At 40.2% G+C, this 14,676-nt stretch carries 12 protein-coding genes and 1 other RNA gene; 7 read left to right on the forward strand and 6 right to left on the reverse strand.

The annotated features are described in order from the left end of the window. Positions 1-6: 6 nt before the first annotated feature. The 3 genes from MWU78_RS06045 (at position 7) to ppgK (ending at position 3,262) form a co-directional block, all read left to right on the forward strand. Positions 7-822 carry an NUDIX domain-containing protein gene (locus MWU78_RS06045; RefSeq protein WP_246995940.1) on the forward strand — a complete coding sequence of 272 codons (816 nt, stop codon included), beginning with the start codon at positions 7-9 and terminating at the stop codon, positions 820-822. 55 nt (positions 823-877) lie between these two features. Next, positions 878-2,365, forward strand: coding sequence for a sulfatase (locus MWU78_RS06050; protein ID WP_246995942.1), 1,488 nt, complete (start codon positions 878-880; stop codon positions 2,363-2,365). Positions 2,366-2,509: 144 nt separating this feature from the next. Beyond that, a complete protein-coding gene (gene ppgK, locus MWU78_RS06055; protein WP_246995944.1) occupies positions 2,510-3,262 on the forward strand; it encodes a polyphosphate--glucose phosphotransferase in 753 nt (250 codons plus the stop codon). A gap of 131 nt (positions 3,263-3,393) precedes the next feature. On the opposite strand, the gene MWU78_RS06060 is transcribed toward ppgK, so the two are convergent. The 4 genes from MWU78_RS06060 to MWU78_RS06075 form a co-directional block, all read right to left on the reverse strand. After that, positions 3,394-4,302, reverse strand: coding sequence for a hypothetical protein (locus tag MWU78_RS06060; RefSeq protein ID WP_246995947.1), 909 nt, complete (start codon positions 4,300-4,302; stop codon positions 3,394-3,396). A 39-nt stretch (positions 4,303-4,341) separates the two neighbouring features. Then, positions 4,342-5,130, reverse strand: a complete 789-nt coding sequence (locus tag MWU78_RS06065) for an SDR family oxidoreductase (protein WP_246995949.1) — start codon at positions 5,128-5,130, stop codon at positions 4,342-4,344. 303 nt (positions 5,131-5,433) lie between these two features. Further along, positions 5,434-7,233 carry a translational GTPase TypA gene (gene typA, locus MWU78_RS06070; RefSeq protein WP_246995951.1) on the reverse strand — a complete coding sequence of 600 codons (1,800 nt, stop codon included), beginning with the start codon at positions 7,231-7,233 and terminating at the stop codon, positions 5,434-5,436. A gap of 199 nt (positions 7,234-7,432) precedes the next feature. Next, the gene (locus MWU78_RS06075; RefSeq protein ID WP_246995953.1) at positions 7,433-7,918 is read right to left on the reverse strand and encodes a DinB family protein; all 486 of its coding nucleotides are present in this window, start codon (positions 7,916-7,918) and stop codon (positions 7,433-7,435) included. 179 nt (positions 7,919-8,097) lie between these two features. On the opposite strand from MWU78_RS06075, the gene kdsA reads away from it, so the two are divergent. Both kdsA and MWU78_RS06085 read left to right on the forward strand, forming a co-directional pair. Further along, positions 8,098-8,916, forward strand: coding sequence for a 3-deoxy-8-phosphooctulonate synthase (kdsA, locus tag MWU78_RS06080; RefSeq protein ID WP_246995955.1), 819 nt, complete (start codon positions 8,098-8,100; stop codon positions 8,914-8,916). 299 nt (positions 8,917-9,215) lie between these two features. After that, positions 9,216-10,823 (forward strand): sulfatase, encoded by a 1,608-nt coding sequence (locus MWU78_RS06085; protein WP_246995957.1) that lies wholly within the window; start codon positions 9,216-9,218, stop codon positions 10,821-10,823. A gap of 95 nt (positions 10,824-10,918) precedes the next feature. Here the strand turns inward: MWU78_RS06085 and MWU78_RS06090 are convergent, their stop codons facing one another. After that, positions 10,919-11,278 (reverse strand): DUF1801 domain-containing protein, encoded by a 360-nt coding sequence (locus tag MWU78_RS06090; protein WP_246995958.1) that lies wholly within the window; start codon positions 11,276-11,278, stop codon positions 10,919-10,921. Between the two features lie 93 nt (positions 11,279-11,371). Between MWU78_RS06090 and MWU78_RS06095 the strand changes: the two genes are divergently transcribed. Beyond that, positions 11,372-12,478 (forward strand): Sb-PDE family phosphodiesterase, encoded by a 1,107-nt coding sequence (locus MWU78_RS06095; RefSeq protein WP_246995960.1) that lies wholly within the window; start codon positions 11,372-11,374, stop codon positions 12,476-12,478. 73 nt (positions 12,479-12,551) lie between these two features. On the opposite strand, the gene MWU78_RS06100 is transcribed toward MWU78_RS06095, so the two are convergent. Beyond that, the gene (locus MWU78_RS06100; protein WP_246995962.1) at positions 12,552-13,775 is read right to left on the reverse strand and encodes an NAD(P)-dependent oxidoreductase; all 1,224 of its coding nucleotides are present in this window, start codon (positions 13,773-13,775) and stop codon (positions 12,552-12,554) included. A 446-nt stretch (positions 13,776-14,221) separates the two neighbouring features. Between MWU78_RS06100 and ssrA the strand changes: the two genes are divergently transcribed. Then, positions 14,222-14,620, forward strand: a transfer-messenger RNA (tmRNA) gene (gene ssrA / locus MWU78_RS06105). Positions 14,621-14,676: the final 56 nt, after the last annotated feature.

Here is a 14,676-nt window from a genome sequence, read left to right on the forward strand (position 1 = left end):
AGGCCAATGATTTTAAAAAAACAAGTCTATAAGGTAGACAAAAAGGTGAATCCGTTGATTGGGATCCTCCTGTTCTTCATCTCTATATTTTTACTCATTTTCACCCTCCCTTTGGGTTTTATTTATGGTGTTTTTCATGGACTAATCCAAAAAGGCATAGTGGGACTGGGAGAGTATCTTCTAAAAATTGCCATATCCATAGATCAATTGGGAAATGTTGGGATGCAGCATCTTTTAAACCTGGTCTGGATCAAGAAGGACGGTTATAAGTTTGGCAATCGGGACGAGACCATTTCCAGTGCCCTTGGCCGAAACCACAAGTTAGGGACACTCACCAAATTTGGGACAGCCATAGATCAACTTTTGGATTCTATTGATAAGAATCACTCCCTAAATTCCATTGATTACTATATTGAGCCTTCGTCCGAAATCATAGATCAATTGGCATGGATCTTTATCGTGGACCAAAAGCTATTGGCCATTAGGCCTAAAGGAAAAAACAACTATATGCTTCCGGTGGTACAAAAAGAACTAAAAGAGTCGGACGTAATGACTTTGTCCCGGGAAATCAAAAATGAACTGGGAATAATTTTAGAAATCTCTTCCTTTGAACATTTGGGGATTTTTGAAGCACGGGCCGACGGCAGGAAACCCAATATATTGGTCAGATCAACCTGTTATTCCTCCGAATATACAGGAGAACTTAACTTTGACCCGGAAGTAGGTGAAATTTTTTGGCTGAATTACAAGGACAGGGAAAGCGTATCCGAGGTTGATAAATTAATTTTTGATTTCCTTAAAGATTCAGGCCGGTTGGCTTAATATTGTTCCAGTCCATAAATTTGAAGCTATTTTAACCCTATAATATAATTTACCCATGCCAACCCTTTTTAAAAAACCATTTGTCCTACTGGCAATTCTAGTATTCCTGGGAAGTAATCTGCAATGCAAGCAAGCACAAAATCCACCCAATGTTCTGTTTATTGCCGTTGATGATCTACGAACAGAATTGGGTGCTTATGGCCATCGGATTGTTCAATCGCCAAATATGGATGCTTTGGCGTCCGAAGGATCTGTTTTCATGAATCACTTTGTACAGGTCCCTACCTGCGGGGCGTCTAGATATGCGCTATTAACCGGTATGCGCCCAAGCAAGCCATTACATTTGAAGAACAGTGCTATTGAAATGGAAATATCCAATGCAAAGGAAAGTAATGTTCCGGAGACCTTTATCCATCACCTTAAACGGAATGGCTACTACACAGTTGGTATAGGCAAAATTAGTCACTCTTCCGACGGTTTGGTCTACGGTTATGAAGAACCGGTTTCCACAAAAAAAGAGCTGCCACATAGCTGGGACGAACTCTTGTTCAATCCAGGTAAATGGGGCACGGGTTGGAACGCCTTCTTTGCCTACGCAAACGGAGAAAATCGCCAAAGCCTAAAGAAACAGGTAAAGCCATATGAAGCAGGGGAAGTGAACGACAAGGGTTATCCAGATGGACTTACCACCGAACTGGCCATTGCAAAACTCAGGGAACTAAAGGATAAGAAAAGCCCCTTTTTTATGGGAGTAGGATTTTTTAAGCCACATCTTCCGTTTAATGCACCCAAAAAGTACTGGGACCTTTATGACAGGGAACAGATACCTGTTTCCCCAAATCCCAATATTCCAGAAAACATAAGCTTGAAAAGTTTACATGAAAGCGGCGAATTTAATGGATACGCCCTTGGCGATGAACATCCAAACCTATCAGAACCAGTTTCCATTGATTATGCAAAAAAGTTGGGACATGCCTATTTAGCTTCCATAAGTTATATAGATGCGCAAATAGGGATGATATGGGATGAACTAAAAGTATTGGGATTGGATAAAAATACCATTATCGTGATATGGGGGGACCACGGTTGGCATCTGGGAGATCAGCGGGTTTGGGGAAAACATACCCTGTTTGAAAATGCCTTGAATAGTGCCTTGATCATAAGATCACCCTTTGAGGAACATCAGAATAAAAAGGTAAAAACCATCTTAGAGACCGTGGACATTTATCCAACCATAATGGAAATGTGCCATATAGATATGAAACATAAAATAGACGGGGAAAGCTTTAGGGATAGTTTTATTGCCGATAAATCCAATACCGATCAGACAGCTTATAGTTATTTCAGAAATGGAATTTCGTTGAGAACGGATAGATACAGATTAACCAAATACTTTAGAGAAGAGGAACCCACCGTGGAACTTTACGATCATGCTTCGGACCCTTACGAAACCAAAAATATATCCCATATTAACCAGGACATCGTCCAGTCTCTTATGCCTTTGTTGGAAAAGGGAAATACGGGCCTATATAAAGGGAACTAAAGAATTAATAAGAACCAAGATGACCAAAGTTGCAATTGTGTTAGCAAAGCTCATCAGGACTACAAAAGTCTGTCCGAGAGGTATGCATACTACAACTCCCAAAAGTTTTTTGTTACTTTGTTTACAAATATTTTAATATAATACATGGAAATCCTAGGAATAGATGTCGGTGGCTCGGGCATAAAAGGAGCTTTAGTGAATATGGAAACTGGTGAAATGATAACGGAGCGGTTTAGGATACCCACTCCAAAATCTAGAAAACCAAAACCCATGGCCGAAGTTGTAGCCAAAATCGTAAAACATTTTGACTATAGCGGACCTATAGGCTGTGGATTTCCTACCGTTATAAAAAATGGCATCTGCAAAACTCCGGGAAATTTACATAAAAAATGGGCCGGTGTTAATGTTAATGAATTGTTCAGCGAAGCTACAGGATTGCCTGTTACCGTGGTAAACGATGCCGATGCCGCAGGATACGCATCCATGAATTTTGGTGTAGGCCGGGGCAAGGATGGCCTTGTACTGATGATCACTATAGGAACAGGATTGGGTAGCGGTGCCTTTTACAACGGAGAGTTGATCCCAAATTTTGAATTGGGACAGATTCCGTATAAAAAATATGATAAAATAGAACTATGGGCCGCAGCTTCCGCCAAGGAAAGGGAAGAACTCAGCTATAAGAAATGGGGCAAGCGATTTAACGTCTTTTTGGAGTTGGTTGAATTGATCGTGTCTCCCGATCTAATTATTTTAGGTGGAGGAACCTCCAAAGACTGGGACGAATTTAAGGACTACATAAGTATTGAAACTCCTGTGATTCCAGCTGAATTACAAAATCACGCCGGCATTATTGGTGCAGCAGCGGCGGCCTATAATAAAAAGGGAGTTTTACATTAAAGAAAGCTAGCTGTACTTCATAATATCTTTACCAGCCAACAAAACCAGGGCACAATGTAATGTCCGAACATAAGCAAAACAAAAGAGGTGATTTTCCAACTTTGAAAATCACCTCTTTTATATTATATTCATTACAGACCTTCCAAGAGCATTCCTCCTTCTGGACGTTCAAAAAAACCTTCCTCCAACTGACTTTGGTACTCTATATCGCTCAATTCAATAGTGGTGATAGGCTCACCTTTTGGTTGACCATCCTCCGTAGACCAATAAGTATTGAATTTTAAAGGAAAATTTATACCGTTAACCGTAGTTCGACTAACCAAATCCATAATTTTTTCAGGATTATTTCCTCCATCTGGAAAATACCCTGGATAGGAAACTATGTACCGAAGTGCTGATAAAAGGTGCGTTTTGGCATCCAAATACAATATATAATAATCGTCCGGAGCATCACCAGTCCCTGAATCGAATGTTACCTTCACCACATCCTGTAGTGTATCCTTATAGTTTACTTGAGGCAACAACTCCAAATTAACACCTTCCCCGTCCAACACCAAAGGCTGTGCGGCAAGATACAAAGGGGTCAAGGCCCAAAAGCGCAAATTATATTTAAAAGTGGTACTGTCCTTGGAAGTTACCCAAGCATTTTCTCCATCCCATCCATAAATTGCGGTACTGTCCGTAACACTGTGGTGTCTGGCTTTATTGCTCCATGTATCAATAGTCTGATACGTATCCCTGGGCACAGAGCCATCCAAGGGTTGATAATTGAATCTAAAGGACAAATAGCCATTGCTATACCATTTATTTAATCCTCCCATGGCTTCCATGGCATCCCAAACCACTTTTCCCGCTTCTGACCCATCAAGTCTCTTTTTTGCCTTTTCAACCCTATTATTTACCCAAGAAATTGGAATAGAACCAGAATTGGTTTCTCCAACCACTTCGGTCCCGGCAACCTCCTGCTTTGGCTTTGTGGTTTCCTTACAAGATATCAAGGAGCTACATATTACTACTGCATAAATAAGCGTATACTTCATATTTAAAATTGTGTTTTACTATTACTAATCCCGTAAGGATTAAACGGCCTTATGGCCTATACTTGCTTTTTTTCGGTCCTCATAATTCTTTGCCACTATTTTATCAAATTCTTGAGGGGCTTCAAAATTCATGATATTTTCCTTCAGTCGCTCCTCACCTCCAAAAATTACATGTAATTCCTTATTTAATAATCCTTCTATTGTGCGCTGGGCCACAAATTCTGGAGAATCCATTGTTCTACCTTTAAATTTCTCCATCATATCCGTATCCGTGGCGGTTGGAAAAGAGCAGGTAACACTTATGTTAAACGGAGCAAGTTCCCTTCGCATGGCGTCCGAAAATTGGCGTACGGCCGCCTTAGTACTTCCATAGGCCGCATAGAACGGCATGCCCAAGAGACCCAAACCTGAAGATATATTTAAAATAGCAGCTTCTTGGGATGCTTTTAAAAGTGGTATGCAATATTTAGTAAGCAAAAGCACCGCAGTAATATTTACCGCTACTTGATCATAAAGGTCTTCATCCTGTATATCCTCCAAAGGACCAGCAGATACTATACCGGCATTATTGATTAGGATATCCAAATGCCCCCATTTGTCTTCTATATTCGCCGCAGCCTCCCGTAAAACTTCTATGTCTCCCACATCGCCAACAATGCGTATAAACTTGACGTCTTCAAATTCTTGGGATAATTGTTTCAAATTTTGTTTATCACGCGCTATTACGGCAATATGGCGTACACCACCTTTTACCAATTCCTGTACAATACACTTCCCAATACCTCTAGTACCGCCTGTGATGAGTACATTTTTTCCTTCTAGTTGCATATTTTATATATTTGGTTAGGCCGAATTATGTTGTAATTCAACTTTAAATTAGCCAAAATTCACAACCGAAGCGAAGAAAAATAGACTTAGTTCAAATTATTAAGAAAGTAGGAAAATGAAGCCCAAATTTTTAGCGATTTCTTAATCCATAAGGTTAAATTGACAATTTTCCTGACCGGTTTTACCAAGCCTCACTAGTTTGAATGGAGCTAAAAAATCTATGGCAAAAAAAAGCCACCTACAAAGGTGGCTCATGGATATTTTAATAGAACAAAAAAGCCCCTTTAAAAGGGACTTTTATATTTATGCTATTTTATTACGCTTACGATCGTTTTCCGTTAAATGTATTTTCCTTAAACGGATATGTTTTGGAGTTACCTCCACATATTCATCTTTTTGAATATATTCCAAAGCTTCCTCCAATGAAAACTTAATGGCCGGAACAATTTTGGCTTTATCATCCGCCCCTGAGGAACGAACGTTGGACAATTTCTTGGTTTTGGTAATGTTAACGGTCATATCGTCACCTCTGGAGTTTTCTCCAATTACCTGACCTTCGTAGATATCCTCTCCCGGATCAACAAAAAACTTACCTCTATCCTGTAATTTATCTATTGAGTAAGGAATAGACTTTCCTGTTTCCATAGACACCAAGGAACCATTTTGTCTTTGTGGTATATCCCCTTTCATGGGCTGATATTCCAAAAATCGGTGAGACATTATGGCCTCACCCGCAGTAGCTGTCAATAATTGGTTTCTTAGGCCAATAATACCACGTGAAGGGATTAAAAATTCACAAATCATTCTATTTCCCTTGGCCTCCATGCTGGTCATCTCCCCTTTTCGGATAGAAACCATTTCTACTGCCCTACCTGAAACTTCTTCAGGTAAATCTATGGTCAATTGCTCAATAGGCTCACATTTCACCCCATCAACCTCCTTAATGATTACCTGTGGCTGCCCAATTTGTAATTCATAGCCTTCCCTTCTCATAGTTTCAATTAAAACTGAAAGGTGCAATACTCCACGACCAAAAACTAAAAACTTATCGGCACTATCGGTTTCATTTACCCTTAATGCCAAATTCTTTTCCAATTCCCTTTTTAGACGGTCATTGATATGTCTGGAAGTTACAAATTTACCATCCTTTCCAAAAAATGGACTATCGTTAATGGTAAACAACATACTCATAGTTGGTTCATCTATAGCAATAGTCTTTAATTGCTCAGGGTTTTCAATATCAGCAACAGTGTCACCAATTTCGAAGCCTTCTATACCTACCAAAGCACAAATGTCTCCGGTGGCAACCTCTTGAACCTTTAATCGGCCCATTCCTTCGAAGGTATATAGTTCTTTAATTTTCGACTTTACAATACTTCCGTTCCTTTTTACCAAAGAGACTTGTTGACCTTCTTTCAAGGTTCCTCTTTGCAATCTACCAATAGCGATCCTACCGGTAAAAGAAGAGAAATCCAAAGAAGTGATCAACATTTGCGTATTCCCTTCCTTAGGTTCAAAAGTAGGAATATGCTCAATAACCATATCCAACAACGGCTCAATGTTCTCGGTCTGGTTTTTCCAATCATCACTCATCCAATTGTTCTTTGCAGAACCGTATACGGTTGGAAAGTCCAATTGCCATTCTTCTGCTCCAAGTTCGAACATTAGATCAAAAACTTTCTCATGTACTTCCTCTGGAGTACAGTTTTCCTTGTCTACCTTGTTAATAACAACACAGGGCTTTAGACCTAGATCTATTGCCTTTTGAAGTACAAAACGAGTTTGCGGCATAGGACCTTCAAAGGCATCCACCAACAAAAGAACACCATCAGCCATGTTAAGAACACGCTCCACTTCACCACCGAAATCGGCGTGACCAGGGGTATCGATAATGTTGATCTTGGTATCCTTGTAAACTACGGAAACGTTCTTTGAGGTAATAGTAATACCTCTTTCACGCTCCAAGTCATTATTGTCCAAAATTAGGTCACCAGTATTCTGATTTTCCCTAAATAGTTGACAGTGATACATTATTTTATCTACCAAGGTGGTTTTACCGTGGTCAACGTGGGCTATAATAGCTATGTTTTTTGTTACTCCCATAATATGATTTTATACGCATCTAAGCACCCTAAATGCGGGCGCAAAGATACTCATTTTTTTTACGCTAACTACAAAAGCCCAATTTTTCTTATCTTATTGATATTGAAGTAGTTTTACAAAGCTTGGGATAATCCTCTTTAAATTCGGAAAAGTCGTACTAACCCTCCAAATTGAAACCCTACTTTTTTTCTATATTGATTTATTGCTCATCTGCAGAAGGTCCATAAGTAGCAGGAACCGACTGATTCAACAACCGAAGGCATACACCCAATTGAGCCCTATGATGTGGAAATTGATTTAATACCATCCCCCTTAGCACTTGGTACTTGGGCATTTCCATCACAGTCTGCCCTCCTTGAATCATTTTCCATTTCCTATCATATTCACTATTGGCTACTTTTAGCGAATCTGCCGCTTCCTTTGCAGCCGATTTCAGGGTTTCAACCATTTCGTCCACATTGTCATTAATTGGAGGTTTGTATTCATCCATTATCATCTCATCTTGCGACATAGTACCTACCACCCAACTAGGCAATTCGGCCAAATGACTGCCCAATTGCTTAATGGACATGGATTTAGGGTGTGGGCGCCAGTCCAATTTATCCTTAGGAATGCGTCTTAAGAACTTCTCTGTAAGGGCTACTTCGTGTTCCAATTCCGGAATAAGTAATTTTTGAATTTCCATGATGTCCTGTTTTTTGATTAACCCTTTAATTTACAACAATTATCCCGTTATATTGTCATCCAAGTTCCTAGATAACCTAGAATTATCACAAATTTAACCTACTTCCAAAACACCTTTAGAATGGTCAATGAATAATTTGCTGCCTTCAAATTCCTATCTTTGCCCCAAAATTAAGATCGATGAATCTAGAACTGATACCTCAACTTAAATATACCAAAAGCAATAACTTTTTTCTACTCTGTGGCCCCTGTGCCATTGAAGGGGAAGAAATGGCAATGCGAATTGCGGAAAAAGTAGTTTCCATTACCGATAAATTGAATATTCCCTACGTTTTTAAGGGAAGTTTTAAAAAGGCCAACCGCAGCCGTGTGGACTCCTTTACCGGTATTGGGGATGAAAAGGCCCTAAAAATTCTTAGAAAAGTATCCGAAACTTTTAAGGTACCTACCATTACGGATATTCATGAAATTTCTGATGCCCATATGGCCGCAGAATATGTAGATATCCTGCAAATACCTGCATTTTTGGTTCGTCAGACCGACTTAGTTGTTGCGGCAGCGGAAACCGGAAAAGTGATCAATCTAAAAAAGGGACAGTTCATGAGCCCGGAAAGCATGAAGCACGCAGTACAAAAAGTACTTGATTCCAATAACGAACAAGTTATGGTAACCGATAGAGGCACTATGTTTGGCTACCAGGATATGATTGTGGATTTCCGTGGCATCCCGACTATGAAGCAGTATGCACCAGTGGTATTGGATGTAACCCACTCCCTACAACAACCCAATCAGTCTTCCGGAGTTACGGGCGGAAGACCTGATATGATAGAGACCATATCACGAGCAGGTATTGTTACTGGTGCCGACGGTATTTTTATGGAGACCCATTTTGACCCTGCCAATGCCAAAAGTGACGGTGCCAATATGCTGCATCTGGATCATCTTGAAAAATTATTGACCAATTTGGTAGCGATACGCAAAACGGTAAATTCCCTTTAACTACAATAAGACTCTTTAAAGGTTTTATCGGAATATTTATTGAATGCAGCAGGAGAATATCCGGCATTTTTTTTATAGATCTGATGTAATATAGAAAAGGCAACTTAAAGATTTTAAACAAAAAATATATCTCCTTTCCATAATCCATACTAATCAACTAGGGGCTCCTGAACATATATTTTATATTCTTACAGGGCATTTAGTTGGCATTTGTGCGTTAAAAACATAAATTTGACCCAACTGTAATGTCAATAAAAAATTTATACAGGCATAATTAATGTTCACCCTAACCCATACTTATGAATCGCATACTATTTTATATCATTTTCGGAGGATTCTTTTTATTAATGACCTCTTGTAAGGAGAAAGTAGAACAACAAAATTCCAAAAAACCGAATATAGTATTCATCATGTCCGATGACCATGCTTATCAGGCCATTAGCGCCTATGATGACAAGCTCATTAAGACCCCTAATATAGACAGGATTGCCAAGGAAGGCATGCTCTTTACCAATGCCAGTGTTACCAATTCCATTTGTGCCCCGTCGCGTGCCGTAATCCTGACCGGAAAGCATAGTCACATTAACGGTAAGATAGATAACATTTCCCCTTTTGACACTACCAATGTAACTTTCCCACAGTTGTTGCAGAAAGCAGGCTACCAAACGGCCATGTTCGGGAAGCTCCATTTTGGCAACAACCCCAAGGGTTTCGATGAATTTAAGATTCTGCCAGGACAGGGAGACTATTACAACCCCCGTTTTATTACGGCTACTGGGGATACCACTGTTACAGGTTATGTGACAGATATTACCACCGACCTCACTTTGGATTGGCTACAAAACCGTAGGGATGCCAAAAAACCCTTTATGTTGATGTATTTGCACAAGGCACCACACAGGTCCTGGATGCCCGCACCAAGGCATTACAAAGAATTTACAAAAAACACCTATCCCTTACCGGCTACTTTGTTCGATGATTATGCTACACGTGAAACTACGGCCGGATCTGCTGAAATGAACATTCTTAAGCATATGACGTTGCGCTATGACCTTAAAATAGCGGATGAGGTACTGGACGAATTAAGTATTAAGGAACATTTAGGTGCTGGAGGTGTAAATAAATTTAATCCAAAACAGAAAGCGGAATGGGACCAAGTATACGGGCCCATTAACGATGCATTTAAGAAGGAATACGGCAATATGAACGATTCCACCCTAATGGTTTGGAAATACCAACGGTATATGCAGGATTATTTAGGGACCATTGCCGCTGTAGATGAAAACGTAGGTAGGGTCTTGGATTATTTAGATAACGAGGGACTTGCGGAGAACACCTTGGTCGTGTACACCTCAGATCAAGGTTTTTACTTAGGGGAGCACGGCTGGTTCGACAAAAGGTTTATGTACAATGAATCCTTTAAAACCCCACTACTTATAAAATGGCCAAATTTAATTTCTCCAGGCACTACAGAGGATGAAATGGTACAGAACTTGGATTTTGCCCAGACCTTTTTGGAAGTTGCCGGGGTAATAGCTCCTGAAGATATGCAGGGAAAAAGTCTGGTACCCTTGCTGAAAGGGGAAAAGGAAAAATGGGATAGGGATGCCGTTTATTACCACTATTACGAATATCCAGCAGAACATGCCGTAAAACGTCACTATGGCATTGCCACTAAGGAGTTTAAATTAATACACTTTTATTACGATGTAGATGTATGGGAACTCTATGATCAGGAAACAGACCCACAAGAACTAAACAATGTATTTAGCGATCCGGACTATGCCCAAGTAGTATCCGAATTGAAGGAGAAACTTAATGGACTAAGGAAAAAATACAAGGATTCAGATTCGTTGAGCAACCAGTATATTAAGCTATATAAGGACAAGGGATTGATTAAGGAGTAGCCATTGGCTAGTGGTCAGTGGTCAGTAAGATTTATTAATACTTGTAGAAATTTGGGTTAATATCTCACGACCAATTATTATTTTGTTGGTTGATTTTACTTCCAAAACTTTCTATCCTTAACGCTATAGGCATCCTCCAGGACTTCCTTTAGAACGTTAGTATCAATGTCTTCCAGGGATTTGTAACGAAGGGATTTCATCATTTTTCGTCCTTCTGTGTTCATTTGCTCCAAATGCACAGTTAAATGGGCCGCATTCCAGAACCCTAGATCAACATAATCCTTGCTTTGGTTTAAATAACAGTAGGGCCTGCCGTTGATGTAGTAAAAAGGGATCTTATATTTAAATTTCAACTCCACACCTGGAATTGTACCTTCAATGACGGATTGAAGGTACAGAAGGATACCTCTGTAGGGTTCTGACTGATTAAGGATAAATTCTTCAGCTGGATTCATGATGGACTTAATTTACCTTTTCTTAACCAAATGAACATATTTTTCTTTATTTTCAAGGTATCCTATCCATTATTTTTGAAAAAAACAACCAAAATGAAAACTACCATTGGAGCCTTGGCATTGCTATTAACTTTCTTAGGCTTAAACGCCCAAAACCATTCACATTCCGGGGCACAGGCCCTGTCCTACCCCAACATAGATGGATATGTTACCTTGAAGACCGATTTACACATGCACAGTGTATTTTCCGATGGTAAGGTTTGGCCAACAATACGAGTGGAGGAAGCACTACGGGAAAACTTGGATGCCATATCCCTTACAGAACATTTGGAGTACCAGCCCCATAAAGAAGATATACCACATCCGGATCGTAATCGCGCCTACCATTTGGCCATGGAAGAAGCCAAGGAACACGATCTTTTAATAATCCCAGGTTCTGAAATAACACGTTCTGCTCCTGTTGGACATAACAATGCCGTTTTTATTACTGATGCCAACGAATTATTGCATGAAGATGCCAAGGATGCCTTTAGCACTGCAAAGAAACAAAATGCCTTTGTATTTTGGAACCATCCCGCCTGGTATGCCCAAAGTCCGGCCGGAACCCCTATACTCAGTGATTTCCAAAAAGAGCGCATTAAAAAAGGTGAATTGCACGGTATTGAAGTCATTAATACTGTGGATTATTCCGAAGAAGCACTTGCCCTCGCCCTTGAAAACAATTTAACCATTATGGGAACCAGTGACATTCACGGACTAATAGATTGGAGCTACACCCAAAAAGGAAACCATAGGCCCATTACCTTGGTATTTGCCAAAGAAAAAAACATTGAAGGATTAAAGGAGGCACTTTTTGCAGGTAGAACGGTTGCCGTTTATAACGAACTGTTGGTTGGAAAGGCCGAGTACTTAAAGCCATTTTTGCAGACCAGTATTGAAATTGTGAAAGCAGCGTATATTGGAAAAACACAGGTTTTGGAAGTGGAACTCAAGAATATATCAAGTAGCGATCTATTGTTTGAGAATGCAATGGGCTACACCTTTTATGACAGCTCTCCCGTTTTTCGGATTTCCGCCGGAGACACGAAAATCTTAAAAATCAAATCCTTGGAAAAGCTGAATACCTTAATACTAAAACTTGAGGCCTTAGGGGCTTACACTGCACCAAAAAATACATCCAACGATAGAGTGGAATGTTAAAGTGGAATAGAAAATAGTCCAATTTAATCCACAAATAGTTTAATTACCGATTTTAACAGCTTACCGCAACTGTTCACGGATTACTGTTTACTACCCTTTCACCGTCCACATAATCCTGCAAATAGGCGAATCTTTTGGTAAGCTTTCCGTTCTTCGTCATTCTTGCGCGTTCCAAAACTCCGTCTGCATCCCCGTTAAAAAATGCAGGGATTACATATTTAACAAAAGCATCGCCAAAACCTATACTGGCATCCCTGGGCAACTCGCAAGGTAAATTATCAACGGCCATAACGGCAATGGCATGGGGATCCATAAAATCCACTTCCGTTTCGGTGAGAGGGTCATAGCCATAAATGGGATCTGCTATGGTACTGGGCCTAATGGTAGAGGCTACGGGCCCATCTATATCGCAACTAACATCTGCCACGACCTTTATATTAAATTGTGGATGCTTGGCATCTTCCCGTGTAAAAAGGTAAGGTGCACCGTCTCCGTAAAAATGACCAGCGATATAAAAATCAGTCACTTTGGCAAAACGAAAAAAATTGGATTTATAATCCCCGGGATGAGCAAATAAATCCGCCTTATTACCTCTTACACCATCCTTGCGCCTGTTATATTCCGAAGCATCAATCTGGCAATAGACCGGTTCTTTAAAGGTTTTATTCAGATAATCGGAAACCCCAACTTTTTTGATTTCCATGGCATCAAGCATTTCTTTGGAGCCATTTCCTACCCTTCCCCTACCCGTAAGGAGAATTTTAATATTTGGCAATTTCACCTTTCTAAGTTCCGAAATCAAAGCTTGCTGGTCCGCCAAAGTCTCCGCTTTTGGCAACTGAAACAAACCGAATTTAAGTCCGTACGCCCTTAAACCATTATAGGCACCTACAATTCCCGCATACCTCCCAAATGCCACCAATCGCTGTCCTTTAGTACCTGTGATGACTTCATGATCGTACAATTCAATATTCTTTTCCAATATCGCCCTAAGTAAATTTCTATTATAGGGCTGCTTTTTAATAGTATGGGAAAAGAAGAAATATTTTTTATTGGGAATCAAATCCGCTATGGGCACTTCCTTTACCCCGATCAGCACATCGCAATTTTCCATTTCGGACTTTACTTGAAGGCCTTTTACCCCATATTCCAGTTCCGAAAAAACCCTTATAGGGGAAGGCTCGACCATAATTTCCGCTTCCGGGAATTTGTCGAGTATTTTTGTGCAAGCATCCGGTGTTAGGACCACTCTACGATCAGGTGGATTTTTTCGTTCCCTTATAATCCCAAATTTCATATATGTAATTTTGTAACTATATATATTAGTAAAGTTATAAATATAACACATGACAAGTTGACTAGCAAAACTTTTTTTGGAATAGTTTTTGGAGTACCTTTGCCGACCGCGTTAGGGATAGAGGCGGCATCTTTTTTGATTTTCCCCTGTACTTTGCAGTACGGGAACGAAATCAAAAAAATATAGCCGATAGCCCGACCCTTTTTTTGACACCTACAAGGTTTTGAAAACCTTGCAGGAGAAAAAAAAAGGGAACGCCCAAGAAAAGATTGCATAGTTCATTGAAAAAAAAGATGAGAGAATATTTCTGCCGATGGCGGGATTCAACCTGGCTTTATCCTAGGATTAGGCAGGTTGGATATAATATCCCGCCGATGGCGGGATTCAACCTGCCTGCCGGCAGGCAGGTTCGATAACGGCATGCTGTGCATGCCTATCTCATTGAAGGGGCCGACTGGTTTTGACAGCGAGACCAATTGGAATGTAAGCATGCCGAGCGCTGGGCTACAGCTCGTTAATCTCATTTTCCACACTTTTTAATTGGCGAAAACAATTACGCTCTTGCCGCTTAATCCGAATCATAGTAGGATTTAGCCTCGTCCCTACAAGGTAGGGAAGCGAGATGTTTCTGGGAAGCCCTTGTTGACGGCGTCCCTATCAGAAGCACCATCAAAGTCACCATAAGGGTAGTGAAGCTTCGGCACTACCACCAAAACTTAAGAAGATAAGTGTGTATTAGGCTGTTTCTAGTCAGGTGCACATCGAAAATCAATTAGAAACTAAGCATGTAGAAGGCATTGTAATTGCTTGTTTGGACGGGAGTTCGATTCTCCCCGGCTCCACGATTAATCACAGTTATTCTGTGGATCAAAACTTTAAAAACCCAACAAGTTTACTTGAT

Source organism: Arenibacter sp. F26102 (genome assembly GCF_023015865.1).
Lineage (GTDB): Bacteria > Bacteroidota > Bacteroidia > Flavobacteriales > Flavobacteriaceae > Arenibacter.

Excerpts from the sequence above, each read along its gene's own strand:
- MWU78_RS06060 (WP_246995947.1), bottom strand. The coding sequence starts at position 4,302 with ATGAAGTATACGCTTATTTATGCAGTAGTAATATGTAGCTCCTTGATA.
- MWU78_RS06100 (WP_246995962.1), bottom strand. The coding sequence starts at position 13,775 with ATGAAATTTGGGATTATAAGGGAACGAAAAAATCCACCTGATCGTAGA.
- kdsA (WP_246995955.1), top strand. The coding sequence starts at position 8,098 with ATGAATCTAGAACTGATACCTCAACTTAAATATACCAAAAGCAATAAC.
- MWU78_RS06090 (WP_246995958.1), bottom strand. The coding sequence starts at position 11,278 with ATGAATCCAGCTGAAGAATTTATCCTTAATCAGTCAGAACCCTACAGA.
- MWU78_RS06095 (WP_246995960.1), top strand. The coding sequence starts at position 11,372 with ATGAAAACTACCATTGGAGCCTTGGCATTGCTATTAACTTTCTTAGGC.
- MWU78_RS06075 (WP_246995953.1), bottom strand. The coding sequence starts at position 7,918 with ATGGAAATTCAAAAATTACTTATTCCGGAATTGGAACACGAAGTAGCC.
- MWU78_RS06085 (WP_246995957.1), top strand. The coding sequence starts at position 9,216 with ATGAATCGCATACTATTTTATATCATTTTCGGAGGATTCTTTTTATTA.
- MWU78_RS06065 (WP_246995949.1), bottom strand. The coding sequence starts at position 5,130 with ATGCAACTAGAAGGAAAAAATGTACTCATCACAGGCGGTACTAGAGGT.
- MWU78_RS06045 (WP_246995940.1), top strand. The coding sequence starts at position 7 with ATGATTTTAAAAAAACAAGTCTATAAGGTAGACAAAAAGGTGAATCCG.
- MWU78_RS06050 (WP_246995942.1), top strand. The coding sequence starts at position 878 with ATGCCAACCCTTTTTAAAAAACCATTTGTCCTACTGGCAATTCTAGTA.
- typA (WP_246995951.1), bottom strand. The coding sequence starts at position 7,233 with ATGGGAGTAACAAAAAACATAGCTATTATAGCCCACGTTGACCACGGT.
- ppgK (WP_246995944.1), top strand. The coding sequence starts at position 2,510 with ATGGAAATCCTAGGAATAGATGTCGGTGGCTCGGGCATAAAAGGAGCT.